General features: G+C 65.1%; 21 protein-coding genes. 15 read left to right on the top strand and 6 right to left on the bottom strand.

What is annotated here, in order from left to right:
- Window positions 1-54: 54 nt before the first annotated feature.
- From nrdI to FHX47_RS03225, 4 genes are all read left to right on the top strand, one after another.
- Window positions 55-492 carry a class Ib ribonucleoside-diphosphate reductase assembly flavoprotein NrdI gene (nrdI, locus tag FHX47_RS03240; protein ID WP_183357420.1) on the top strand — a complete coding sequence of 146 codons (438 nt, stop codon included), beginning with the start codon at window positions 55-57 and terminating at the stop codon, window positions 490-492.
- 11 nt (window positions 493-503) lie between these two features.
- Window positions 504-2,636: a class 1b ribonucleoside-diphosphate reductase subunit alpha gene (gene nrdE / locus FHX47_RS03235; protein WP_281376167.1), complete on the top strand. Its 2,133-nt coding sequence runs from the start codon at window positions 504-506 to the stop codon at window positions 2,634-2,636.
- A gap of 67 nt (window positions 2,637-2,703) precedes the next feature.
- Window positions 2,704-3,681, top strand: coding sequence for a class 1b ribonucleoside-diphosphate reductase subunit beta (gene nrdF, locus FHX47_RS03230; RefSeq protein ID WP_183357418.1), 978 nt, complete (start codon window positions 2,704-2,706; stop codon window positions 3,679-3,681).
- Window positions 3,682-3,704: 23 nt separating this feature from the next.
- Complete coding sequence (locus FHX47_RS03225) at window positions 3,705-4,499, top strand: SDR family NAD(P)-dependent oxidoreductase (RefSeq protein ID WP_183357417.1); 795 nt, start codon at window positions 3,705-3,707, stop codon at window positions 4,497-4,499.
- Window positions 4,500-4,506: 7 nt separating this feature from the next.
- On the opposite strand, the gene FHX47_RS03220 is transcribed toward FHX47_RS03225, so the two are convergent.
- The 5 genes from FHX47_RS03220 to FHX47_RS03200 all read right to left on the bottom strand — a co-directional run bounded on the left by FHX47_RS03220 (window position 4,507) and on the right by FHX47_RS03200 (window position 9,346).
- Window positions 4,507-5,922, bottom strand: a complete 1,416-nt coding sequence (locus FHX47_RS03220) for an amidase (RefSeq protein ID WP_183357416.1) — start codon at window positions 5,920-5,922, stop codon at window positions 4,507-4,509.
- Window positions 5,919-6,743 carry a YwaF family protein gene (locus tag FHX47_RS03215; RefSeq protein WP_246327905.1) on the bottom strand — a complete coding sequence of 275 codons (825 nt, stop codon included), beginning with the start codon at window positions 6,741-6,743 and terminating at the stop codon, window positions 5,919-5,921. Before FHX47_RS03215 ends, FHX47_RS03220 begins: the two co-directional genes overlap by 4 nt.
- Before the next feature lie 39 nt (window positions 6,744-6,782).
- Window positions 6,783-7,457, bottom strand: a complete 675-nt coding sequence (locus FHX47_RS03210; protein ID WP_183357415.1) for a hypothetical protein — start codon at window positions 7,455-7,457, stop codon at window positions 6,783-6,785.
- Between the two features lie 87 nt (window positions 7,458-7,544).
- Window positions 7,545-7,910 carry a thioredoxin family protein gene (locus FHX47_RS03205; protein ID WP_246327904.1) on the bottom strand — a complete coding sequence of 122 codons (366 nt, stop codon included), beginning with the start codon at window positions 7,908-7,910 and terminating at the stop codon, window positions 7,545-7,547.
- A 38-nt stretch (window positions 7,911-7,948) separates the two neighbouring features.
- Window positions 7,949-9,346, bottom strand: a complete 1,398-nt coding sequence (locus tag FHX47_RS03200; RefSeq protein ID WP_183357414.1) for an FAD-binding oxidoreductase — start codon at window positions 9,344-9,346, stop codon at window positions 7,949-7,951.
- Window positions 9,347-9,405: 59 nt separating this feature from the next.
- On the opposite strand from FHX47_RS03200, the gene FHX47_RS03195 reads away from it, so the two are divergent.
- Complete coding sequence (locus FHX47_RS03195; protein ID WP_183357413.1) at window positions 9,406-10,173, top strand: lipoate--protein ligase family protein; 768 nt, start codon at window positions 9,406-9,408, stop codon at window positions 10,171-10,173.
- Window positions 10,174-10,190: 17 nt separating this feature from the next.
- Here the strand turns inward: FHX47_RS03195 and FHX47_RS03190 are convergent, their stop codons facing one another.
- Entirely contained in the window at window positions 10,191-10,862 is a 672-nt protein-coding gene (locus tag FHX47_RS03190; RefSeq protein ID WP_183357412.1) for a vitamin K epoxide reductase family protein, read from the bottom strand.
- A gap of 391 nt (window positions 10,863-11,253) precedes the next feature.
- On the opposite strand from FHX47_RS03190, the gene FHX47_RS10790 reads away from it, so the two are divergent.
- From FHX47_RS10790 to FHX47_RS03140, 10 genes are all read left to right on the top strand, one after another.
- Window positions 11,254-14,064: an Rne/Rng family ribonuclease gene (locus FHX47_RS10790; RefSeq protein WP_246327903.1), complete on the top strand. Its 2,811-nt coding sequence runs from the start codon at window positions 11,254-11,256 to the stop codon at window positions 14,062-14,064.
- A gap of 165 nt (window positions 14,065-14,229) precedes the next feature.
- Window positions 14,230-14,538, top strand: coding sequence for a 50S ribosomal protein L21 (gene rplU / locus FHX47_RS03180; RefSeq protein WP_183357411.1), 309 nt, complete (start codon window positions 14,230-14,232; stop codon window positions 14,536-14,538).
- Window positions 14,539-14,592: 54 nt separating this feature from the next.
- A complete protein-coding gene (rpmA, locus tag FHX47_RS03175; RefSeq protein ID WP_183357410.1) occupies window positions 14,593-14,850 on the top strand; it encodes a 50S ribosomal protein L27 in 258 nt (85 codons plus the stop codon).
- Between the two features lie 111 nt (window positions 14,851-14,961).
- Window positions 14,962-16,542 (top strand): GTPase ObgE, encoded by a 1,581-nt coding sequence (gene obgE, locus FHX47_RS03170; RefSeq protein WP_183357409.1) that lies wholly within the window; start codon window positions 14,962-14,964, stop codon window positions 16,540-16,542.
- Entirely contained in the window at window positions 16,539-17,675 is a 1,137-nt protein-coding gene (gene proB / locus FHX47_RS03165; protein WP_183357408.1) for a glutamate 5-kinase, read from the top strand. The genes obgE and proB overlap by 4 nt, the downstream gene beginning before the upstream one ends.
- A 15-nt stretch (window positions 17,676-17,690) precedes the next feature.
- Window positions 17,691-18,983, top strand: a complete 1,293-nt coding sequence (locus FHX47_RS03160) for a glutamate-5-semialdehyde dehydrogenase (RefSeq protein WP_183357407.1) — start codon at window positions 17,691-17,693, stop codon at window positions 18,981-18,983.
- A gap of 141 nt (window positions 18,984-19,124) precedes the next feature.
- Window positions 19,125-21,287, top strand: a complete 2,163-nt coding sequence (locus FHX47_RS03155; RefSeq protein WP_183357406.1) for a malate synthase G — start codon at window positions 19,125-19,127, stop codon at window positions 21,285-21,287.
- Between the two features lie 150 nt (window positions 21,288-21,437).
- Window positions 21,438-21,623, top strand: a complete 186-nt coding sequence (locus FHX47_RS03150) for a hypothetical protein (RefSeq protein WP_183357405.1) — start codon at window positions 21,438-21,440, stop codon at window positions 21,621-21,623.
- Between the two features lie 82 nt (window positions 21,624-21,705).
- Complete coding sequence (nadD, locus tag FHX47_RS03145) at window positions 21,706-22,347, top strand: nicotinate-nucleotide adenylyltransferase (RefSeq protein WP_183357839.1); 642 nt, start codon at window positions 21,706-21,708, stop codon at window positions 22,345-22,347.
- Window positions 22,348-23,610, top strand: a complete 1,263-nt coding sequence (locus FHX47_RS03140) for a prolipoprotein diacylglyceryl transferase (RefSeq protein WP_183357404.1) — start codon at window positions 22,348-22,350, stop codon at window positions 23,608-23,610.
- The last annotated feature ends 3 nt before the right edge of the window (window positions 23,611-23,613 follow it).

Genomic DNA, 23,613 nt, shown 5'->3' with positions numbered 1-23,613 from the left:
ACCACCCATACTGCGCGGGAGCGGCGCAGCCGCCGCGCAACAGGAGAGTGAGCTGTGCAGACCTCCGCATCGCTGATCTACTTCTCCTCGGTGTCGAACTACACGCACCGATTCGTGGAGAAGCTGAAGCTTCCCGAAGGGCAGACGGCACGACTGCCGCTGCGCACCAACGAGGAGACCCTCTCAGCCGAAGAGCCATTCGTGCTGATGCTTCCCACCTACGGCGCCAACGGCGGCAAAGGGTCGGTGCCCAAGCAGGTGATCAAGTTCCTCAACGTGGAGTCCAACCGGAACCTGCTGCGCGGAGTCATCGGCTCGGGCAACACGAATTTTCACGACAGCTACTGCATAGCCGGCGACATCGTCGCCCAGAAGTGCGCCGTGCCGCACTTGTACAGGTTTGAATTGATGGGCACCGAGGACGACGTGTCCAAAGTCCACAAGGGATTGGAAGAGTTTTGGAAACAGCAGTCAAGTCTCTTAACCGTATAGATGAACCAGCCTTGGCCAAGGAGGTCCCCCCGCAGTGGGAGGGGCTGAGCTACCACGAGCTCAACGCCATGCTGAATCTCTACGGCCCTGACGGCGAGATTCAGTTTGAGGCTGACCAGCTGGCGGTGCGCAAGTACTTCCTCGAGCACGTCAACGTCAATACGGTCTTCTTCCACAACTTGGACGAGAAGCTGAACTACCTGGTGGAGAACGACTACTACGAGACCGAGACGCTGGACCAGTACAGCCGTGAGTTTCTGCACCAGCTCTGGGATGCGGCCTACGCGGCGAAGTTCCGCTTCCCGACCTTTTTGGGCGCCTTCAAGTTCTACACCTCCTATGCGCTGAAGACCTTCGACGGCCAGCGCTATCTGGAGCGCTTCGAGGACCGTGTCTGCATGGTCGCCCTGCACCTGGCCCGTGGCAGCGAGGACCACGCGATGCGGATCATGGATGAGATCGCCTCGGGCCGCTTCCAGCCGGCCACCCCCACCTTCCTCAACTCTGGCAAGAAGCAGCGCGGCGAACTGGTCTCCTGCTTCCTGCTGCGGGTGGAGGACAACATGGAGTCCATCGCCCGCGGCATCAACTCCTCGCTGCAGCTCTCCAAGCGCGGTGGAGGGGTGGCACTGTCACTGACCAACATCCGTGAGGCCGGTGCCCCGATCAAGCAGATCGAGAACCAGTCCTCCGGCGTCATCCCGGTGATGAAGCTGTTGGAGGACTCCTTCAGCTATGCCAATCAGCTGGGCGCCCGCCAGGGCGCCGGTGCGGTCTACCTCAACGCTCACCACCCGGACATCTACCGCTTCTTGGACACCAAGCGCGAGAACGCTGACGAGAAGGTCCGCATCAAGACGCTCTCCATGGGCGTGGTCATCCCAGACATCACCTTCGAGCTGGCGAAGAAGAACGAGGACATGTACCTCTTCAGCCCCTACGACGTGCAGCGCGTCTACGGCAAGCCGTTCAGTGAGATCTCGGTGACCGAGAAATACTACGAGATGCTCGATGACTCCCGCATCCGCAAGACCAAGGTCAACGCCCGGGACTTCTTCCAGACCCTGGCGGAGATCCAGTTTGAGTCCGGCTACCCCTACATCATGTTCGAAGACACGGTGAACCGGGCCAACCCGATCGCCGGACGGATCACCATGTCCAACCTGTGCTCGGAGATCCTGCAGGTCTCTGAGCCCAGCGAATACTCCGCTGATCTGGGCTACGCCGAGGTGGGCAAGGACATCTCCTGCAACCTGGGATCGCTGAACATCGCCAAGACGATGGACTCCCCAGACTTTGGCCAGACCATCGAGACCTCCATCCGTGCCCTGACCGCAGTCTCAGACATGTCCTACATCGACTCGGTGCCCTCCATCGCCGAGGGCAACAGGCGCAGCCGCGCCATCGGCCTGGGTCAGATGAACCTGCACGGCTACCTGGCGCGCGAGCGGGTCCACTACGGCTCCGAAGAGGGCCTGGACTTCACCAACATCTACTTCTACACGGTGCTCTACCACTGCCTGCGCGCCTCCAATCTCCTGGCCAAGGAGAACGGGTCGGCCTTCGACGGCTTCGAAAACTCCACCTACGCAAGCGGTGAGTTCTTCGACAAGTACATCGACCAGGTGTGGGAACCGGCCACCGAGAAGGTGCGTGAGCTCTTCGCCGGTGTCTCCATCCCGGATCAGGCCGATTGGCGCGAGCTGAAGGCCGAAATCATGAAGCACGGGATCTACAACCAGAACCTGCAGGCTGTGCCGCCGACCGGTTCGATCAGCTACATCAACAACTCGACCTCCTCGATCCACCCGGTGGCCTCCGCCATCGAGATCCGCAAGGAGGGCAAGCTGGGACGGGTCTACTACCCGGCGCCCTACCTGACCAATGAGAACCTGGAGTACTACCAGGACGCCTACGAGATCGGCTACGAGAAGATCATCGACACCTACGCGATGGCTACTCAGCACGTCGATCAGGGGCTGAGCCTGACCCTGTTCTTCAAGGACACGGCCAGCACTCGGGAGATCAACAAGGCCCAGATCTACGCGTGGAAGAAGGGCATCAAGACCATCTACTACATTCGGCTGCGTCAGTTGGCCCTGGAAGGCACTGAGGTCGAAGGCTGCGTCTCCTGCATGCTGTAAGGCGTCAGCCGCGGCACCGTTACCACCACCACTTCAGAACTAGGAGGGGGCCAGGCCCCGCATCAGCATGACGACCACGACGAGCAAGATTATTGATCCGATCCACGCGATCAACTGGAACCGCGTCGAGGACCCCAAGGACGCAGAGGTCTGGGACCGGCTGACCTCAAACTTCTGGCTGCCGGAGAAGGTTCCGCTCTCCAACGACATCCAGTCCTGGGCGCAGCTCAATGACGACGAAAAGCGGATGACGACTCGGGTGCTCACCGGCCTGACCCTGCTGGACAGCATCCAGGGCACCCGCGGTGCGGTCAGCCTCATCCCGGACGTGCTGACCATGCATGAGGAGGCAGTGCTGTCCAACTTGGTCTTCATGGAGCAGGTTCACGCCAAGTCCTACTCCTCGATCTTCTCCACGCTGCTATCCACTGCTGAGATCGATGAGGCCTTCGCCTGGTCGGTGGACAACGAGCCGCTGCAGCGCAAGGCGCGCACCATCGTGGACCACTACGAAGGTGACGATCCGCAGAAGCGCAAGATCGCCTCGGTGATGTTGGAGTCGTTCCTGTTCTACTCCGGCTTCTACGCGCCGATGTACTGGTCCTCCCGGGCCCAGCTGACGAACACCGCTGACCTGATCCGGCTCATCATTCGTGATGAGGCCATCCACGGCTACTACATCGGCTATAAGTACCAGCGGAACCTGGAGAACGATTCGCCGGAGCGCCGCGAGGAGCTGAAGAACTACACCTTCGAGCTGCTGCAGGACCTCTTCGACATTGAGGAGTCCTACACCCGCGACCTCTACGACCCTCTGGGCCTGACCGAGGACGTCATGGCCTTCCTGCGCTACAACGCCAATAAGACCCTGATGAACCTCGGCTATGAGGCGCTGTTCCCCAGTGAGATGGTCAGGGTCAACCCCGCCATCCTGGCGGCACTGACCCCGAACTCCGATGAGAACCACGACTTCTTCTCCGGCTCCGGCTCCAGCTACGTGATCGGCAAGGCCGTAGAGACCGAAGACGAAGACTGGGACTTCTGAGCTAGCACAGAAAGGTCATGTTCATGAACATCCAGGGAGCAGTCATCGTGGTTACCGGCGGTGGGGCCGGCATCGGAAGAGCAACAGTCCTTGAACTTCTCCGCCGCGGCGCCAACGTGGCTGCGGTGGATCTCAACGACGAGGGGCTCCAGCAGACCGCCGCACTTGCCGAAGCCGGCGACAGGCTGAGCCTGCACCAACTGAACATCACCAACCGTGAGGCTGTTGCGGCCCTGCCCGATGAGGTCGCCGCCCAACACGGCAAGGCCGATGGGCTGATCAACGTCGCCGGCATCATCCAGCCCTTTGTGAACATCGTGGATCTGGAGTTTGACCAGATCGAACGAGTGATGAGCGTCAACTTCTGGGGCACGCTCAATATGGTCAAAGCGTTCCTCCCTGCCCTGATGAAACGGCCCACGGCCAGCTTGGTCAACGTCTCCAGCATGGGCGCGCTGCTTCCGGTACCCGGGCAGAGCGCCTACGGGGCCTCCAAAGCAGCAGTCCGACTACTGACCGAGGGGCTCTACGCGGAGCTGCAGGGCACCAACGTGGCGGTCACCGAAGTGTTTCCTGGCGCTATCAGCACCGAGATCAGCAAAAACTCCGGTGTGGAGCGTGCCGCGGCCTCAGTAGACCCCGCCTCAGCGAAAACCACGACCCCGGAGGAAGCCGCACGCCAGATTGCTGAGGCAGTGGAGAAAAAGACCTTCCGGCTGCACATCGGCAGCGACGCGAAGCTCTTCGACAAGCTCAGCCGCATCATCCCGCAGCGAGCTATCGGCATGATTGCCAAGAGAATGAAAGACCTGGTATGAAGCCTAGTCAGCGCAGGGCTGCCGGTCTCTGAGCCGTGAACTGGGTGCGTTGCTCAAAGGCTGCGCCCCAGCCAAGCAGCTGAACATCCCGGTAATGGGCAGCGGCCATCTGGAACCCCACCGGAAGCCCCTCAGCAGTGAACCCGCCGGGCACACTGAGCACCGGCAGTGCGGTGGCAGACAGCACGGAGGCTGAGCGCATCCAGTCCAAATATGTTTCAGACTCAGTACCTGCCACTCGCTGCGGGTACCGCAGCGACGCGTTGAACGGCAACACTTGGGCCGCCGGGCTGAGGAACAGGTCGTAGGTGTCGAAGTAGGTGCGGACATGCTGCTGAAGCCGAGCGGAGGCAGCGGTGGTTTCGACCCGCTGCTCTGCTGAGAGCGACCAGCCTTCCTCGACGTTCCACACCACTTCAGGTTTGATGTCATCCCGATGGGTACGCACCAGCTCACCGTACTGCTCGGCGAAGGTCATCGCCCGGGTCGCATGAAAGACGGCATCAGCTTCGCTGAAGTCGATGGTGGCCTCCTCGACCACGGCACCCAATTCTTCGAACACGGACAGCTGGGCTTCTAGGGTCTCCACCACCTCCGGCTCCACAGGGATCCCTATGCCGAAGTCCGCAGACCACCCAATTCGCACCCCGCGCATATCGGTGTTCAGCGCCCCGGAGAACGAAGAACCGTTCAGCGGTGCCGCCGATGGAAGCTGCGGAACCGGCCCGGCAGCGGCGGACATGAACAGGGCAGCATCTTCCACAGATCTGGACATCGGCCCGGGGGTTGCCAGCCATTGCTCGTCGTTGGTCGGAGACGGTGCGGGAATCACTCCATAGGAAGGTCGGAACCCCACCACATTGCAGAACGACGCCGGAATACGAAGGGAACCACCCATGTCGCTGCCATCGCCCAGCGGCTGAATACGAGCAGCAACAGCGGCAGCGAGTCCACCGCTGGACCCGCCGGCGCTGCGGTCCGGGGCGTAGGGGTTGGTGGTGGTGCCGAGGACGCTGTTGAACGTATGCGAACCTGCCGCAAACTCTGGGACGTTGTTCTTGCCTGTGGAGATCACCCCGGCCTGACGCAGCCGAGCGATGATCAGATCATCCTGATCAGGTACATGGTCGGTGAAAACCGGCGAGCCCATCGTGGTCCTCATCCCGCGGGTTCGGTGGGTGTCCTTATGCGTCATCGGAAGCCCGTGCAGTGCTCCCACCGGCACACCGGAAGCCCTCGTCCGATCAGCCTCAGCGGCAGCTGCCAGGGCGCCATCGGCATCGACAGTGACCACAGCATTGATCACCGGGTTGACCTCCTCGATGCGCTGCAGGTGAGCTTCGACCAGCTCTCGGGAGGAGACCTCCTTGGTGCGCAGTCGCCTCAGCAGCTCCGTGGCGCTGCAGTCCAGCAGCTCATTCATCCGTCACCTCTGTCTCGGTCTCCGGCCCCGATACTGTCGGCAGCCCGGGTGTCGCGATGGTACCTGCGTCGGGCTGCGCTGGCCCAGGGCCACGTCATCAGCGCCCAGACCGCGCAGATGAGCACTGCTTCTGAGATCAGATAGAACGGCCAGGGTCCCAGAGCATCCAGCAGCGAAGGGCCGTCTGGGGCCCCGTTGAGATAGCCGTAGTTGGTTCCGGCCAGGGAATTGAGCGTGAAGGTCACCACGGCCCAGCCCACTGTGATCGCCAAGGTGATTCCATAGCCGCGCCATGTGGGCCGGTACCCCAACCCGACGATGAACACCAAAGGAGCGACGAAGACCGTGATGTGCAGCAGCCAGTACATGATGAACTCCAACACCGGGTAGTCGTAGAAGTTCAGATCAGCGGTGATGATCGACTGCACGTTCAGCGTCAGCCCCCAGTAGTAGATGACCGCCAGTGCCCACTGCGGACGCCAGATGAGCGCAATCGATGTCACCAGGCGCAGCACATCTGAGAGGTGCATGGGAAGGGACTCCTCCAACACCCAGTTCTGCGGCAACCAACCCCACGCCAACCACGCAGTGCTCAGCACAAGGAACGCCCAGCCGCAGGTGCGAATGATCCGGTGCTCAGCCCTGCTGCCGCGAATTGTGCGAGCCCCCCAGATCGCAAGCGCCGTGACGACGACGGTCAGCACCAGCATGGTCAGGTGGGCGGCACCGAAAAGGTCCATGCTTCCCGACTGCGAAGCGGGAGCCGCCTGTGGCGCAGATGAGGCGAGCAGGCCGAGGTTCCACACCGATGCTGAAGCCATGCCAGAAGTCTATAGACCTACTGGCCGGCTTCCAGCAGCTCACGGGGCATGGCCCCTGCTTTCACCCAACCACAGGGCATGCTCAAAGTGGCTGACGGACTCGGCGCCGCGATCATCCCTGCGATACGCGTTGGTCACCAGCTGGACCACATGCTGGGAGGTCAGCCTCAGCCTCTGATCACCATAGGCGTAGCGCGCCACGAAATTGGTCAGCTGGGAATCCACCTGCGCTCCCGGAACTCCCAGGTTCGTGGCGAAGTAGGTGAGCGCGACTCTGCCCAGGCCCTGCACACCGGCGAAGACCTGCCGCACGTCCCTGAGTCTCTCGCCGGTGACATCCCGGGCTTCAACAATGGGCGGGGTCAGGGTCAGCAGACCCCGTGCGACCTCCATGACGGCTTCGCTGCGCAGGTTCGCTCCGGTCTTCGCGTAGCCCATCAGCGCACGGACAACGCTTTCGTCCAGCTGGGTCAGGGAACGCAGGTTGTCCTCTGCCTCCGGGTGCTCCTGGGCGAAGGTGAAGACGCGGCCGGTGATGTCGCGTTCCGGATGGTGGGGTTCGTAGGTGGGATGCAGAAAGTAGATGGCGTCCAGCAGGGCAAGGCTGATGCTCTCCTGCCAGGCTCCGTGGTAGGTGCTGAACAGTTCATCGGGCAGGTGGTCTATGGCTTTCCTCAGGGCGGTTTCGTCAGCCCCATAGTCTTTTCTCCTCATATTCGGCAGACTATGGACAGCCGCGGACACGCCCGCTGTCCATCAATGACGGAACAACCGGATCTGAGGGTTTATACTGCGCGACCCTTACTGATGTTGAGGGTCCTGCGGGTTCGCGCTGCCCAGTGCGCTGTCGGCGGCGACCAGCAGGTGGTCGATGGTCGGCACGCCCTCTGCCCGCATCACCTCGGCACCTTCGGCGTCGCGCACGATGACCGTAGGGGTGGATTCGATCTGGTGCTCAGCGGCAAGCTCAGGCTGGTCAGCGACGTTGTGCTCGCGGATACTCGCCGTCGGCAGCACGCGCAGCGCCTGTTCCAGCAGGCCGCGGGTATGACGGCAGTCTCCGCAGAACGAGGAGGAGAACAGCTCGAATTCGACGGCGGGCATCGTCTGCTTCTGCGTGTCAGCGATGGCTTCAGACACATCGGCATCGCGTGCTGATTCGTCCATATCTGAGCCAACCACCGAGCGGGATGGCTTATTTCACGTCATTGGACGCTGAGGACCTTGCTGGGGTTCATGATCCCCTGCGGGTCCAAGGCGGACTTGATGGCGCGCATCGCCCCCAGTGCGGAGGCGTGCTCCTTCGCCAGAGCGTCCACTTTTCCGGTGCCGACCCCGTGCTCACCGGTGCAGGTGCCGCCCATCGCCAGGGCGCGGTCCACCAGCCGTGACGCCAGCTGCTCAGCCCGGGCTGCGGCGTCGTCGTCCTGCGGCGGCACCACGATGGCCACGTGGAAGTTGCCATCGCCGACGTGACCCACAATGGGGGCGACCAGACCAGAGGCCCGAACATCGGCCTGGGTCTGCACAATGGACTGCGGCAGCTGCGAGATCGGCACGCACACATCAGTGGGAATCGCCGCAGAACCGGGCACCAGCGCGAGTGCTGCCGGCAGCGCGTCATGGCGTGCCTGCCACAGCACCGCCGATTCCGCAGGGTCGCCGGAGGAGGCGAACTCCACGGCGTCAAATTTCTGCGCCAGCGCGCTGAACTGGGCATACTGGGCCGCAACGTCGGGGCCGTGACCGGTGAACTCCACCATCAGGGTGTCCGCCACCGGGGCCCGGTAGCCGCTGTATGAGGCCAGCGCCTCCACTGTGGCCTCGTCCAGGAGTTCCACACGCCCCAGCCGCAGCGCCGAACGCATACTGGCCACCACCAAATCCGCCGCCTCACCCAGTGAGGGCAGCGACCAGATGCCCATCATGGTGGCCGCCGGCACTGGGTGCAGGGTCACAGTGACCTCGGTGATGATCCCCAGGGTGCCTTCGGAGCCGACCAGCAAGTGGGTCAGGTCGTATCCGGCTGAGGTCTTCTTGGTGGTGGAGCCGGTGGTGATCACCGAGCCGTCGGCCAGCACGGCAGTGAGGCCGATGGTGTTCTCCTTCAGGGTTCCGTGGCTGACTGCCGTGGTGCCGCTGGCGGAGGTGGCGGCCATGCCGCCGAGGCTGGCGTCCACACCGGGGCCCACGGGAAAGTGCAGGTCATGCGGGGCCAGTGCGGTGTTCAGCGCGGACTTCATCACCCCGGCTTGGACGCGGGCGTACATATCGTCAGCGGCGATCTCGATGATCTGATCCATCGTGGACAGGTCCACGCTGACGCTGGCGGCGGTGGTGTTGGCCCCGCCCTCAAGCCCGGTGCCCGCACCCCGGGGCACCACGGGCACCGTATGCTCAGCGCAGATTCTCATGGCAGCGGCCACCTCGTCGGTGTTGCGCGGCCGCACCACGGCCAGGGCAGGCTCCCATCGGTGGGAGGAGCGGTCCTGGGCCGTCTGATCGAGCAGCTGCGGATCAGTGAAGACGACCTCGGATCCCAAGGCCCGGGTCAGTGCCGCGACGACGGGCGCGGTGGGACGATGGGCGGCTGTGGTGTCCATCAAGTCAGGATACTGCGGTGGGGCAGCAGCCGCAGCAGCGTCCATTAGACTCATATCCCATGTCATCAGTGGGGGAGCTTCTGGTCTACAGGCAGCGGCACAGCCGCGGCGCCGCTGAAGACCTGGACCTGGCCGTCACGCTGCTCAACGGCACTCGCAGATACGCCAAGGATCCCGGACACCCTGAGGCGACCGGGCCGATGATCCGCATCTACCGGCCCCAGCCCACTGTCGCCTTCGGTCAGCGTGACCGTCGGATGGTCGGATTCGACGACGCCCAGCAGGCCTGCTGGGAGCTGGGCTTCACCCCCGTGGTCCGCCGCGCCGGGGGACGGGCGGCCGCCTATCACCGCGGGTCCCTGGTCATCGACCACATCGAACCGGATCCGGACCCGATTCGGGCCTCCCGGGCCCGGTTCAGCGCCTTCGCCGACCTCTTCGCCGAAGCATTGCAGACCGCCGGCGTCGACGCTCGCACCGGGCCGATTCCGGGGGAGTACTGCTACGGGGAACACTCCGTCCACGGCGTCGACCCTGATCAGCTGGATGTGCGGATCAAACTGATCGGCACCGCCCAGCGCCAGATCGCCACCGGCTGGCTGTTCTCCTCGTCGATCATCATCGAGGACGGCGCACCGATCCGCAGGGTGCTTGTGGACACCTATGCGGCCATGGGGCTGGAGTGGGACCCGCTGAGCGCCGGAGCGGCGGAAGACCTGAACCCCGGGGTCAGCGTGGAGTCAGTGGAGGAGGCCATACTGAAAACCTACGCCCAGCACTGGAACCTGACAGCAGGCACCCCTGCTGCCCTGGCTGCCGGGGTTTGATCACCGCCCCGAGCTGATCACCGCCCGTAGGTGAAGGCTTCGGTGAAGTTCAGCACGATCGAGGCGAACACCAGCAGGTAGATCACCAGCACCACCACCCACCACCAGTCGGCGGCGATGCGCTTCAGCCTTGGCGAGGCTGGCAGCACCCCGTGGATCATATTGCGGGCGGTGACGACGACGAACAGCGGAATCACCGCAGCCCAGACGACCATGCAGTAGGGGCAGAGCACCCCGATGCTGTAGCTGGCGGAGTACCAGAGCCAGGTGATGAAGCCGAAGGCGAAGAGGACTCCGGCCTGCAGCCCGCCGTAGTACCAGGCCGGAATCCGCCCGCCGACGGCCAACAGGCTGATGGCCACCCCCACCAGCAGCGGGAAGCCGATCACACCCAGGAAGATGTTGGGGAAGCCGAAGGTGGAGGCCTGCCAGGACTGCATCACCTCACCGCAGGAGACCCACGGGTTCACATCACAGGCGGCGACGTGCTCCGGGTTGTTCCACAGCAGCACACGCTCATAGAGGAGCATCAGGCTGGCCGCTGCACCTACCAGCCCGGTGACCAGCAGCCAGAGCGCAAATCCGCGCGGCCGGGCGAAGGCGGGGACACGCCCGGGGCGCTGGTCAGCCTCTGCCGAGTCGGCGGCGTCCGTGGCCCCGGTGTTGGGGGCGGGATCGGTAGTTCGCATGGGCCAATCGTACGTGGGACCGGCGGTGATTATGGATGGTGTGCGATAATGAACACATCGGAGTCGCATGCCACACGTGCACTTCGAGAAGACTTTCACTGGCAGGAGCAAGCACAACTGAACACGTGGAGGCAGGCGCCCGTCGTGGACGACGAAGGTCCGCACGGAGTTACGAAGCAGATGCACGAAGCCGCCGCCCCACGAGTCAGCACATTGACTGTTCACCACCGCGAGTGATCGCTGTTGCAGACCGCGTAGAGCGCGCCGGCTCATCCAGAGTCCTGGCAGCGCCCGGTGGAGACGGCGAGAACAAGAGAATTTCATGACGAGAGCCGTCAGGTTCCGCTGAGTGTGGCAGCAGGTTCCCGACGGCGGAAAACGACCTAACCCAATGACCCAGACGCCGACTTCCAATAATGAACCGGACGAAATCTACAACCCGTTCAGCCCCGCGCCGAGCACCCCGGCACCAGGCACCGGTGATGATGACGCTGCGGCCAACACCGACCAGGGCCAGAGGAAACAGTACGGCAGCGGCCAGCCCAGCACCGACCAGCCAAGCAGCGATCAGGCCAGCGGTGACCAGTCCAGCAGCGACCAGAGCGCCGCAGATGTGATGTTCCAGGCGCCTGACCTCTCCAAGGTGGCGCCCAAGCAGCCCGCTCAGCAGGATCAGCACCACAGCACCGACGACGACGGCGGCCCCGGCGGGCGGAAGAACAGCCGCCGCAAGCGTCGTCGCGGAGGACGTCAGAAGGGCCGCGGCGAGAACGGCGAGCAGCAAAGCTCCGAGAGTTCCGACTCCTCGGCAGGCGACTCCGGTGATGGCCAGCAGAAGAGCGGACAGCAGAAGAACGCTCAGCAGAAGCAGGGATCCGGCCAGTCGAAGAAGTCCCGCGGCTCCTCAAACAAGGAGTCCTCGAACAAGGACTCCCCGCCCAGTTCCGGAAACGGCGGTGCCGAGTCGGCCGAGGAGGATGACGATAAGGTCATCCGCCGCACCCGACGTCGTCGTCGTGGGTCCTCTGATTTGGATATTGAGGAGACCGACGAGGACGGCCACACCGTCACCCGCATCCGTTCCGGCCGCGAAGCCGGGGAGAACGCCCCGGACAAGGTCACCGGCGTCAAAGGCTCCACCCGGCTTGAGGCCAAGCGACAGCGTCGTCGGGACTCCCGAAACGGGGGTCGGCGCCGCGGCATCATCACCGAGGCCGAATTCTTAGCCCGCCGGGAATCGGTGGACCGCAAGATGATCGTGCGCCAGCGCGGCGAACGCATCCAGATCGGGGTGCTGGAGGACGGGGTCCTCGCGGAGCACTACGTCTCCCACACCACCGCAGACTCGCTGATCGGCAACGTCTACCTGGGCAAAGTCCAGAACGTGCTGCCCTCGATGGAGGCCGCCTTCGTCGACATCGGCCGCGGCCGCAACGCGGTGCTCTACGCCGGCGAGGTCGACTGGTCCGCCTCCAACATCGGCAATGCCCCGCGCAAGATCGAAAACGCCCTGAAGTCCGGCGACTCGGTGCTGGTGCAGGTGACCAAGGATCCGGTGGGCCATAAGGGAGCGAGGCTGACCAGCCAGGTCTCCCTGCCCGGCCGGTACCTGGTCTATGTGCCCGGCGGCTCGATGACCGGTATTTCACGCAAACTGCCCGACACCGAGCGCGCCCGGCTGAAGAAGGTCCTGCGGGACCAGATGCCCGCCGACGCCGGGGTGATTGTGCGCACCGCCGCCGAGGGCGCCTCGGAGGAGGAGCTCACCAACGATGTGAACCGGCTGCGCGCGCTGTGGGAGAGCATCGAGACCCAGTCGAAGGACAAGAAGGTCCTCGCCCCCGAGATGCTCTACGCCGAACCGGACCTGACCATCAAAGTAGTCCGCGACGTGTTCAATGAGGACTTCTCCGCCATGGAAGTCCAGGGGGAGGAGACCTGGGACAGCGTGGAGGCCTACGTGACCTACGTGGCCCCCCACCTGCTGGACCGCTGCCGGCAGTGGAGCCCCGAAGAGGGCCAGACCCAGGACATCTTCGCCCACCACCGGATAGATGAGCAGCTGAACAAGGCACTGCAGCGCCACGTGAACCTGCCCTCCGGCGGGTCGCTGGTCTTCGACCGCACCGAGGCGATGACCGTGGTGGATGTGAACACCGGTAAGTTCACCGGCTCCGGGGGAAACCTGGAGGAGACGGTCACCAAGAACAACCTGGAGGCCGCCGAGGAGCTCGTCCGGCAGCTGCGGCTGCGCGACATCGGCGGGATCATCGTGGTGGACTTCATTGACATGGTCCTCGAGTCCAACCGGGACCTGGTGCTGCGCCGGATGGTGGAGTGCCTGGGCCGGGACCGCACCAAACACCAGGTGGCCGAGGTGACCAGCCTGGGGCTGGTGCAGATGACGCGCAAGCGTATGGGCACCGGGCTGCTGGAGGTCTTCTCCTCCGAGTGTGAGCACTGCGCCGGACTGGGCTACCACACCCACCCGGAGCCGGTGGAGAAGCAACCCTCCTACAACTCACACGGTGACACCCAGTCCTCACGGGGCTCCAAGAAGCGCCGCAATAAGCGCCGCCGCGACGACAACGACCGCGGATCCTCTGCACAGGAGCGCAATAAGCTCGAGCAGGCCTCCCAGGGGATGGCCAAGGTGGCTGCGGCCACCAACGGAAGCGGCAACGGCGGCTCCACCGACGGTGATTCGAACAAGGACAGCTCCACCGATGGAAGCGGCACAAAGCACGACGCCGATAAGGCGGTGCTGACTATCGGCGGCGAAGAGGTGGAGGTACCCCGCGGCAGCGCCGAGACCCAGAGCGGCGACAACCAGCCTGCTGCGCCGAAGGCGGACCAGCAGAAAACCGGCCAGAAATCAGGGCAGAAGACAGACCAGCAGTCAGCTCAGAAGTCGGGCCAGAAGCCTGAGGGCAAGGCTTCGCTGGACTCCGTCGACCAGGCGCTGGACTCCCGCAGTGCGACGGGCGGGCGCAGGCCGGCGCCGAAGCGGCGTCGTCGTGCTGCTGGGTCTGCCCAAGGTGCTTCCGGTGAGGTCTCCCAGGTGGACACCTCCGCCTCGGGGGCCGGATCGACGTTCGCGGCCTCTGCCGCAGAGACTGAACCAGGCCAGAGCAAGCCGGCGCAGGAGCCGGTCATGCTGGGTGTGGGAGTTTCTGCTGAGCAGATCAGCCGCGCCCAATAAGCGTTCAGTTGCTCACAGGCAGCGGTTCGCGTAATATAGACCCCTGGTGTCGAATGGCATCCACAGTCTTTTGGACGCTGAAATCACCGAGATCCTTTGGAAATCTTCAGGCTGATCACAGCGCCTCTATGTCCAATGTAAGTCAACGAGAGAAGTGAGTCCCAAGTGGTGTACGCGATTGTCCGCGCAGGCGGCCGCCAGGAGAAGGTTTCGGTAGGAGACCTCGTGACCCTTGACCGCGTCGACGCTGAGGCGGGCAGCACCATTGAGCTGCCGGCAGTGATGCTGGTGGACGGGGATAAGGTCACCACCTCCGCCGATGAGCTCTCCGGCGTCAAGGTCTCCGCCGAGGTTCAGGAGAACCTGCGGGGCAAGAAGATCGTCATTCATAAGTTCAAGAACAAGACCGGCTACCACAAGCGCCAGGGCCACCGCTCGGAGCTGACCCGGGTGAAGGTCACCGCAATCGCCTAGGCGAACACGGTAAACTGGCAGCAGATTTTCCATTCCTGAGAGGCAGGCAGACCTATGGCAAGCAAGAAGGGTGCGAGCTCAACTCGCAACGGCCGCGACTCCAACCCCCAGTTCCTGGGCGTGAAGCGCTTCGGCGGCCAGGACGTGACCGCCGGGTCGATCCTGGTGCGCCAGCGCGGCACCAAGTTCCACCCCGGAGCCAATGTGGGCCTGGGCAAGGACGACACGCTCTTTGCCCTGGCCACCGGTTCGGTGGAGTTCGGCAGCAAGCGCGGCCGCAAGGTCGTCAACATCGTGCCAGCGGCCAGCTGAACGCAGCCGCTTATGGGTCGGCCCACGCCGACCTCCCCCTGAAGGGCCCCGCAGCGGATTCGCTGGCGGGGCATTTCAGTATCCGCACCACTGATCGGAAGGAGATCAGCCATGGCCCACTTCGTTGACCGTGTGGTGCTGCACGCCGCGGCCGGCAACGGAGGCAACGGCTGCGTCTCGGTGCACCGGGAGAAGTTCAAACCCCTGGGAGGGCCCGACGGCGCCAACGGCGGCGACGGCGGCCACATCGAGCTGGTGGCCGATCCCAACACCACCACGCTGCTGGACTACCACCACCGGCCCCACCGCAGCGCTGAGAGCGGCGGCCCGGGCCAGGGCGGGCTGCGCCACGGGCACAAGGGCAAGACCCTGGAGCTTGCTGTGCCGGAGGGGACCGTAGTCAAGGACCGTGAAGGCACTGTGCTGGCTGATCTGGTCGGTGCCGGGGCCCGGATGCGCATCGCCACCGGCGGCCAGGGCGGTCTGGGCAACGCCGCACTGGCCTCGAAGAAGCGCAAGGCCCCCGGCTTCGCCCTGCTGGGCACCCCCGGGCAGAGCCGAGACATCGTCCTGGAGCTGAAGTCAGTGGCCGATATTGCCCTGGTCGGCTTCCCCTCCTCCGGCAAGTCCAGTCTGATTGCGGCCATATCGGCCGCCCGGCCGAAGATCGCCGACTACCCCTTCACCACGCTGGTGCCCAACCTGGGAGTGGTCGAAGCCGGCGAGACCCGGTTCACCGTCGCCGATGTGCCCGGGCTGATCCCCGGAGCCGCCGAGGGCAAAGGCTTGGGTCACGAGTTTCTGCGCCACGTGGAGCGCTGCGCAGCCATCGTCCACGTGCTCGACGCCGGGTCCCTGGAGACCGACCGGGACCCGCTGGGGGACCTGGAGGCCATCGAGGCCGAACTGGACGCCTACGCCCCCGACGCGGTGGGCTCCGTCGAGGGTGAGCAGCCCCAGGCCGCCGTGCCGCTGAACGAACGGCCCCGGCTGATCGCGCTGAACAAGACCGACCTGCCCGACGGCGAGGAGATGGCCGATATGGTCCGCGCCACCCTGCAGGAGCGCGGCTACCAGGTCTTCGACATCTCTGCGGTGGCCCGCAAGGGGCTGCGCGAGATCACCTTCGCCATGGCCGAACTGGTCAACCAGGCCCGCGCCGAGCGCGAGGTCGAAGCCGCCCCGGTGCCGGTGACCGTGCGGCCCAAGCCCATCAACGAGAAGGGCTTCACCATCACCGCCGAAGAGCGCGGGGTGCCCGGTGAGGGCGTGGTGCCGCTGTGGCGGGTGCGGGGCACCAAACCAGAACGCTGGATCCTGCAGACCGACTTCAGCAACGATGAGGCGGTGGGCTACCTGGCCGACCGGCTGCAGGCCATCGGCATTGAGGATGAGCTGTTCCGCATCGGGGCCAAACCCGGTGATGCGGTGCTCATCGGTGCGGACGAGGACGGCGTCGTCTTCGACTGGGAGCCCACGATGGCCGCCGGGGCAGAGCACCTCAGCGGCCCGCGCGGCTCCGATGTGCGCTTCGAGCAGCACCACCGGCCCACCCGGGGGGAGAAGAAGCAGGATCAGGCCGAGCGCCGCGCTGCCCGGCGCACCATGCGCGAAGAGATGGAAGAGATCTACCGCGCAGAGGACGACGGCGAGGTGGAGGTGGTCTTCACCCAGCAGGACCGCACACCGTGAGCGCCGGCTCGGTGATCACTTCGGCAGCCGACCTCACCAGCGCGAAGCGCGTGGTCATCAAGATCGGCTCCTCCTCGCTGACCACCGTGTCCGGGGGGATCAGCGTTGACGCGCTGAACTCGCTGGTGCATGCGGTCCAGCAGATGCGCAGCAACGGCACAGCAGTGGTGCTGGTCTCCTCTGGGGCGATCGCCGCCGGTCTGGCGCCGCTGGGGCTGGCCGCACGTCCACACGATCTGGCCACCCAGCAGGCCGCCGCCGCCGTCGGGCAGGGGGAGCTGCTGGCCCACTACTCGAGGGCCTTCGGCGAATACCGGGCCACCGTCGCCCAGCTGCTGCTGACCGTGGATGACCTGATCCGCCGTTCCACCTACACCAACGCGCTGCGTGCCCTGGAGAAGCTGCTTGCCCTGGGCACTGTGCCGATCATCAATGAGAACGACGCCGTGGCCACCGCAGAGATCCGGTTCGGCGACAACGACCGGCTTGCCGCAGTCACCGCCAACCTGCTGCACGCGGATGCTTTGGTGCTGTTCTCCGACGTCGACGCGCTCTACGACGGCCCACCGGCGCAGGGCGGCCAACCGGTGGCCCGGGTGCGCAGCCGCGAAGACCTCACCGGGGTCACCCTGGGGCCCCGCGGCCGCGCCGGTGTGGGCACCGGCGGCATGGTCACCAAGGTGGAGGCCGCCCAGATCGTCAACGACAACGGCACCCCCGCCGTGCTCACCTCTGCCGCCAATGCGGCCACCCTGCTGACCGGCGGGCAGGTCGGGACCTTCTTCGAAGCCCGGGGCAAACGCCGCGGCGCCCGCTCGGCCTGGCTGGCCCACCTGGCCCACACCGAGGGCAGCCTCTACATCGACGCCGGGGCGGTCACCGCCGTGGTCCAAGACCGCCGCTCGTTGCTGCCGGCCGGAATCACTGAGGTCGCCGGCACCTTCGACGCCGGCGACGTGGTGGAGGTGGCCGGGCCCGACGGGCTGGTCCGCGCCCGCGGGGTGTGCGCCTTCAGCTCCGCACAGCTTCCGCAGATGCTCAGACGCAGCACCGCCGAGCTGGGCGAAGAACTGGGCTCGGACTATCAGCGCCCGGTGATCCATACTGATGACATGGTCAGAGTGCAGGCTTGAAATGGAGGTACCCGCATGAGCGTAGAAGCCGCAGGTAAGGCCGGGGGATCGGTCGCACAGATCAGCCGCCGGGCACGGGAGGCGGCCCGGCCGCTGGCGGGCCTGGACCGCAGCCACAAGGATCAGGCCCTGGCGGCGGTGGCCGCCGGGCTGCGCGAATCCGGAGCCGACCTGATCGCAGCCAACGAGCAGGATCTCGCCCGGGCGCAGCAGAACGGGCTGCCCGCCTCCATGCAGGATCGGCTGCAGCTGTCCCAGCAGCGGATCGAGGAGCTGGCCGCCGCTGTGGAGGAGATCATGGGCTTGGAGGACCCGGTGGGACGGGTGCTGCAGGGCCGGACCCTTCCCAATGGGCTGCGGCTGAGCCAGGTCGCCGTGCCGCTGGGTGTGCTGGGTGCGATCTACGAGGCCCGGCCCAACGTGACCGTGGACATCGCCGCCCTGGCGATCAAATCCGGCAACGCGGCCATCCTGCGCGGCGGATCAGCCGCCCAGGCCACCAACGAGATGCTGCTGTCCATCATCGGCCGGGCCTTGGCCACCACCTCGGTGCCGGTGGACGCGGTCCAGTCCATCGACGCCTTCGGCCGCGAGGGTGCCACCGAGCTGATGACCACCCGCGGCAGCGTGGACGTGCTCATCCCGCGCGGCGGACGCGACCTCATCCAGCACGTAGTGCGCAACTCGGTGGTGCCGGTCATCGAAACCGGCGAGGGCAATGTGCACATCTTCATCGACGCCACCGCCAACCCGCAGCAGGCCGCCGAGATCGTGCTCAACGCGAAGATCCAACGCCCCAGCGTGTGCAACGCCGCCGAAACCCTGCTCATCCACGCAGGCGCCCAGGACGCCGGGCCCCAGGTGCTGACCACCCTGCACCAGGCCGGCGTCGTACTGCACTTAGATCCACGCGCGAAAGCCTGGTTCGGCGAGGCTGAGCACCAGGGGGCGGACGTCACCGAGGTCACCGGTGAGCACTACGCCACCGAGTTCAACGACCTGGAACTGGCCGTCGGGGTGGTCGACTCCTTGGATGAGGCGATTGAGCACATCCGCACGCACAGCACGGCGCACACCGAGGCGATCGTCACTGATTCGGTGGCCAATGCCGAGACGTTCATCGCCGAGGTGGATGCGGCCGCGGTCATCGTCAACGCCTCCACCCGGTTCGTCGACGGCGGCGAGTTCGGCCTGGGCGCTGAGGTGGGGATCTCCACCCAGAAGATGCACGCCCGCGGACCCATGGGCATGGCCGCACTGGCCACCACCAAATGGATCATCCGCGGTGAGGGCCAGATCCGCGAATAAGGTGCCCGGTGGTCTCCGAGCGTCACCTAGAGTCCGTCATCTGGACTGTATATTTCATTTAGTGGATACTGGAGTGACGAACTCACCGACAACACACGCAACCGTGGAGCGATTCCCGCTCCGAGCCAGGAGGATCAGAATATGAGCAAGTACGTCGACGTCGACGGTCTTTCGGTGGACTCGCAGCTGCATGAGTTCATCGGCAGCGAGGCACTTGAGCACGCAGACCTGTCAGTAGACGAGTTCTGGGCCGGTGTGAAGAAGATGATCACTGATCTGATGCCGCGCAACCGGGAGCTGCTGCAGCGCCGGGAGGAGCTGCAGACCCAGATCGATTCCTGGCACCGGCAGAACCCCGGGACCGTGGACCAGGGCGCCTATGAGGACTTCCTCACCCAGATTGGCTATCTGGTCGCTGAGCCGGATGATGTGCAGGTGAGCACTACTGGGGTGGATGCGGTGATCGCTGATATCGCCGGGCCTCAGCTGGTGGTGCCGGTGACCAATGCACGTTACGCGCTCAACGCTGCCAACGCGCGGTGGGGCTCGATGTATGACGCGCTCTACGGCACCGACGTGATCGAAGGTTCCCCGCAGCCGGGCGGCTATGACAAGGCTCGCGGGGCCAAAGTGGTGGCCTACACCCGGGCTCTGCTCGATGAGTTCGTCCCGTTGGCTCAGGGCAGCCACGCCGACTCCACTGGCTACGCCATCGAGTCTGGGCGGCTGGTCGTCACCCTGAAGCAGGGGGAGACGACGCCCTTGGCCGACGCTGAAGCGCTGGCCGGCTACACCGGCGATCCCGCGAATCCGGACGCGGTTCTGCTGCGTCACAACGGCCTGCACTTAGAGCTGCAGTTCGATTCCAGCACTGAGGTTGGAGCCGAGGACAGTGCGTCGATGAGCGATGTGGTCTTCGAATCGGCGCTGACCACGATCGTCGACTTCGAAGACTCGGTGGCCACTGTCGATGCCGCAGACAAGGTGGAGGCCTACCGGAACTGGTTGGGGCTGAACCGCGGTGACCTGGCCGAGACCTTCGAGAAGGACGGCAAGAGCCGCACCCGCCGGCTGGCCAAGGACCGTGAGTATGTCGGCCCCGAGGGCGGCAGCCTCACCGTTCAGGGCCGCTCCGTGCTGCTGGTGCGCAACGTGGGGCACCTGATGACCACCGACGCCGTACTGGACCCCTCCGGCCAGGAGATCGGTGAGGGCCTGCTGGATACGATTGTCACCACCCTGGGTGCACTTGACGGACGCAGAGAGTCCAACGAGTTCCGCAACGGCCGCACCGGCTCGATCTACATCGTCAAGCCGAAGATGCACGGCCCCGAAGAGGTGGCCTTCACCGTTGAGCTCTTCAGCCGGGTCGAGCAGCTGCTGGGCCTGCCGGCCGGGACCCTGAAGATGGGGCTGATGGATGAGGAGCGGCGCACCAGCGCGAACCTGAAGGCCTGCATCGCCGAGGCGAAGGACCGGATCGTGTTCATCAACACCGGGTTCCTGGACCGTTCCGGCGACGAGATCCACACCTCGGTGCAGGCCGGCCCGATGGTCCGCAAGGCCGATATGAAGTCCCAGCCCTGGATCGGCGCCTATGAGGACCAGAACGTCGACATCGGCCTGGAGGTCGATCTTCCCGGCCACGGCCAGATCGGCAAGGGCATGTGGGCGATGACGGAGCTGATGGCCGATATGGTCGCCCAGAAGAGCGGTCATCCCACCGCCGGAGCCTCGGCCGCATGGGTGCCCTCACCCACGGCCGCCACACTGCATGCGATGCACTACCACCGGGTCGACGTCGCCCAGCGGCAGAGCGAGCTGCGCGGCACCCGGCGCAGCACGCGCAGCGAACTGCTGACCATCCCGGTGGTCGCCACCCCGGACTGGACCGATCAGCAGCGCCGCGAAGAGGTGGACAACAACGTCCAGTCCCTTTTGGGGTATGTGGTGCGCTGGGTCGACCAGGGCGTGGGCTCCTCCAAGGTGCCCGACCTCTACGGGACCGCGCTGATGGAGGACCGCGCCACGCTGCGGATCTCCTCGCAGCTGCTGGCCAACTGGCTGCACCACGGGGTGGTCAGCGAAGAGCAGGTCAGCGAGTCCATGGAACGTATCGCAGCCGTGGTCGATGAGCAGAACGCCGACGATGATCAGTACCGGCCCATGGCGCCGAACTTCGAATCCAGCATCGCCTTCCAAGCTGCTCGTGAGCTGGTCTTCGACGGATTGGCCCAGCCCAACGGCTACACCGAGCCGATCCTGCACCGGCGTCGTCGTCAGGTCAAAGCAGCCCAGCGCTGAGGTCCCGCTGCGCCGAGGCTCATGCACGCCCGCCGGTGTCACCCAAGGGTTCCGTCATTCAGGACGGGGCCCTTCGGTGCGCCGGTGGGCGAATGGGCCCGGTATTCACGTAGACTTGATGTGTTATTTGTCGTCCGTTGAGGGAGAGGCATGCTGAACCTGCCGTTCGCTGCACAGATGTTGTCCGCTGAAGGGGCAGAGGAGTCCGCACTCTTTATGCCCAGCCACTGGTTCGGCATCATCATGTTCGCCATTCTGCTGTTTGCCCTGCTGATCACCCTGGGGTTCTCCAATAAGGGCAGAGAGCTGCCGGCGGAAGCCCACTCGGACCACTGAAACCCGGCAGCAGGACAGTTTGACGCCCCCAACCTCGCAGGCCACGGCCTCAGATCAGCCCCGGCGCCGCCGCCTGGGGATCATGGGCGGGACCTTTGACCCGATCCATCACGGCCACCTGGTGGCAGCCAGCGAAGTCGCCGCCGAGTTCGAGCTCGACGAGGTCGTGTTCGTGCCCACCGGCCAGCCGTGGCAGAAGGAGACCGGCGAAGTCACCGGCGCGGAGCACAGGTACCTGCTGACGGTGATCGCCACCGCATCCAACCCGCGGTTCACCGTCTCCCGGGTGGATATTGATCGTGGCGGCAAGACCTACACCATCGACACGCTGCGCGACTTTTCGCACCTGTACCCGGATGAGGAGCTGTTCTTCATCACCGGTGCTGATGCGATGGCCCAGATCATGTCCTGGAAAAACGTGGAGGAGCTCTGGGGCCTGGCCCACTTCGTCTCGGTGACCAGGCCCGGGTACCCGAGTGAGGATTTCGGCCGCAAGAACCAGATCTCGCTGATGGAGATCCCCGCCATGGCCATCAGCTCCACCGATCTGCGTGAACGGGCGGCGGGGGATAAGCCGGTCTGGTACTTGGTGCCCGACGGTGTGGTCCAGTACATCAATAAGCACCGGCTGTACCAGCCCGAATCCAGCACACGCCCGCTGGTGGACCATGTGCGGTCCCCGGCCGGGCTTACCATGGTGGGCAAAGACCAGGAGGCTTTCTAGATGAGCGCAGACACCACTGAGCAGGACAGGGCTGGAGACAACGAGAAGCGCGCCCGCTACCTGCCGGTCTCCCGCCGGGAGCTGCGCCGCCGTCGTGAGGAGGAGCTGGCCGCCCAGCGCGCCGCCCAGGAGGAGGCCGAGGCCACCGTCGATGAGTTGGCCCAGCCACCAGCAGAGGCGGGCACCGCGGATTCTGACGACGAGCTCTCCCGTGCGGTGGAGGACACGGAGGCCACCGAGGCCATCGAACTGCCTGCGCCGCCGCCGCGCGATGATTCTGAGGCTGAGATCTCGAAGGCAGAAGACGCTGCTGTTGAGAGTGCTGCGGATGATGAGTCTGAAGACGCTGAGGAAGAGCTTCCGGTGGAGGTCGCCGAGGCCGAGCTTCCCGAGCCCGCAGACGAAGAAGGCCCCGCCCGGCCCGAGGAGGAGCTCGCCGACGCCGAGGCCGAAGAGCCCGACGACGAGGACCTCAACCTCCCGGAGGCCGGCACAGACGAACCCGCTGAGCCCGCTGAAGCTGAGCTAGCTGATCCGACTGAACCTGCTGAACCCGACGTGGCGCTCTCACCCGAAGAGGTCGCCGCCCTGACGGCCGAGCAGGACGCCGAAGCAGCGGAGGACGCAGCCGCCGAGGACGAGCCTGCCGAAGGCGAGCACGACGACGACGCCGACGAAGTCGATGAGACTGAGGGTGACCCAGACGCCGACACTGAGGCCGAGGCCCCGGAGCTCATCGACTATCAGGATGCGCCCATTCCGGCGTCACGGCGTGCCCAACGGCTGCTGCGGGACACCGAATCGCTGCCCAGACTGGCCCCGGAGCTGATGGATGAGCTCAACGAGACCACAGGCCAGATCGCTAAGCATGATGACCCTGAGCGGGTGGACCCTGAGCTGCTGAAGAAGCAGCAGGCCTTGGCGGCCAAAGCCATGCAGGCCAACCAGGCGCGGATGCGTCAGCAGCAGGAAGAATCCGATCGTGAAGCCCAGCGACGCAGCCACCAGCGGCCCGACTCTGAGGTCATCACCGGCAAAACGGTGCGCGACGCCCGCGACGGCGACCACCAGGAGGAGATGTTCCTCACCGGCCACATCGAACCGGTCGACGCCCAGGGCGCCCACGGGCTGGAGCTCAACGAGATGCTCGATGCGAGCTCCAAGCAGGCCGGCAGGCAGAACATGATGATGTGGCTGCTGGTCGTGCTGGCGGTGCTGCTGCTGGTGGCGATCGGCGTCGTGATCTTCACGGTATTCCTCTAGAAT

Source organism: Garicola koreensis (assembly GCF_014195445.1).
GTDB classification, from domain to species: Bacteria; Actinomycetota; Actinomycetes; order Actinomycetales; family Micrococcaceae; genus Nesterenkonia; species Nesterenkonia koreensis.
This window is presented reverse-complemented; position numbering and strand designations above follow the sequence as displayed.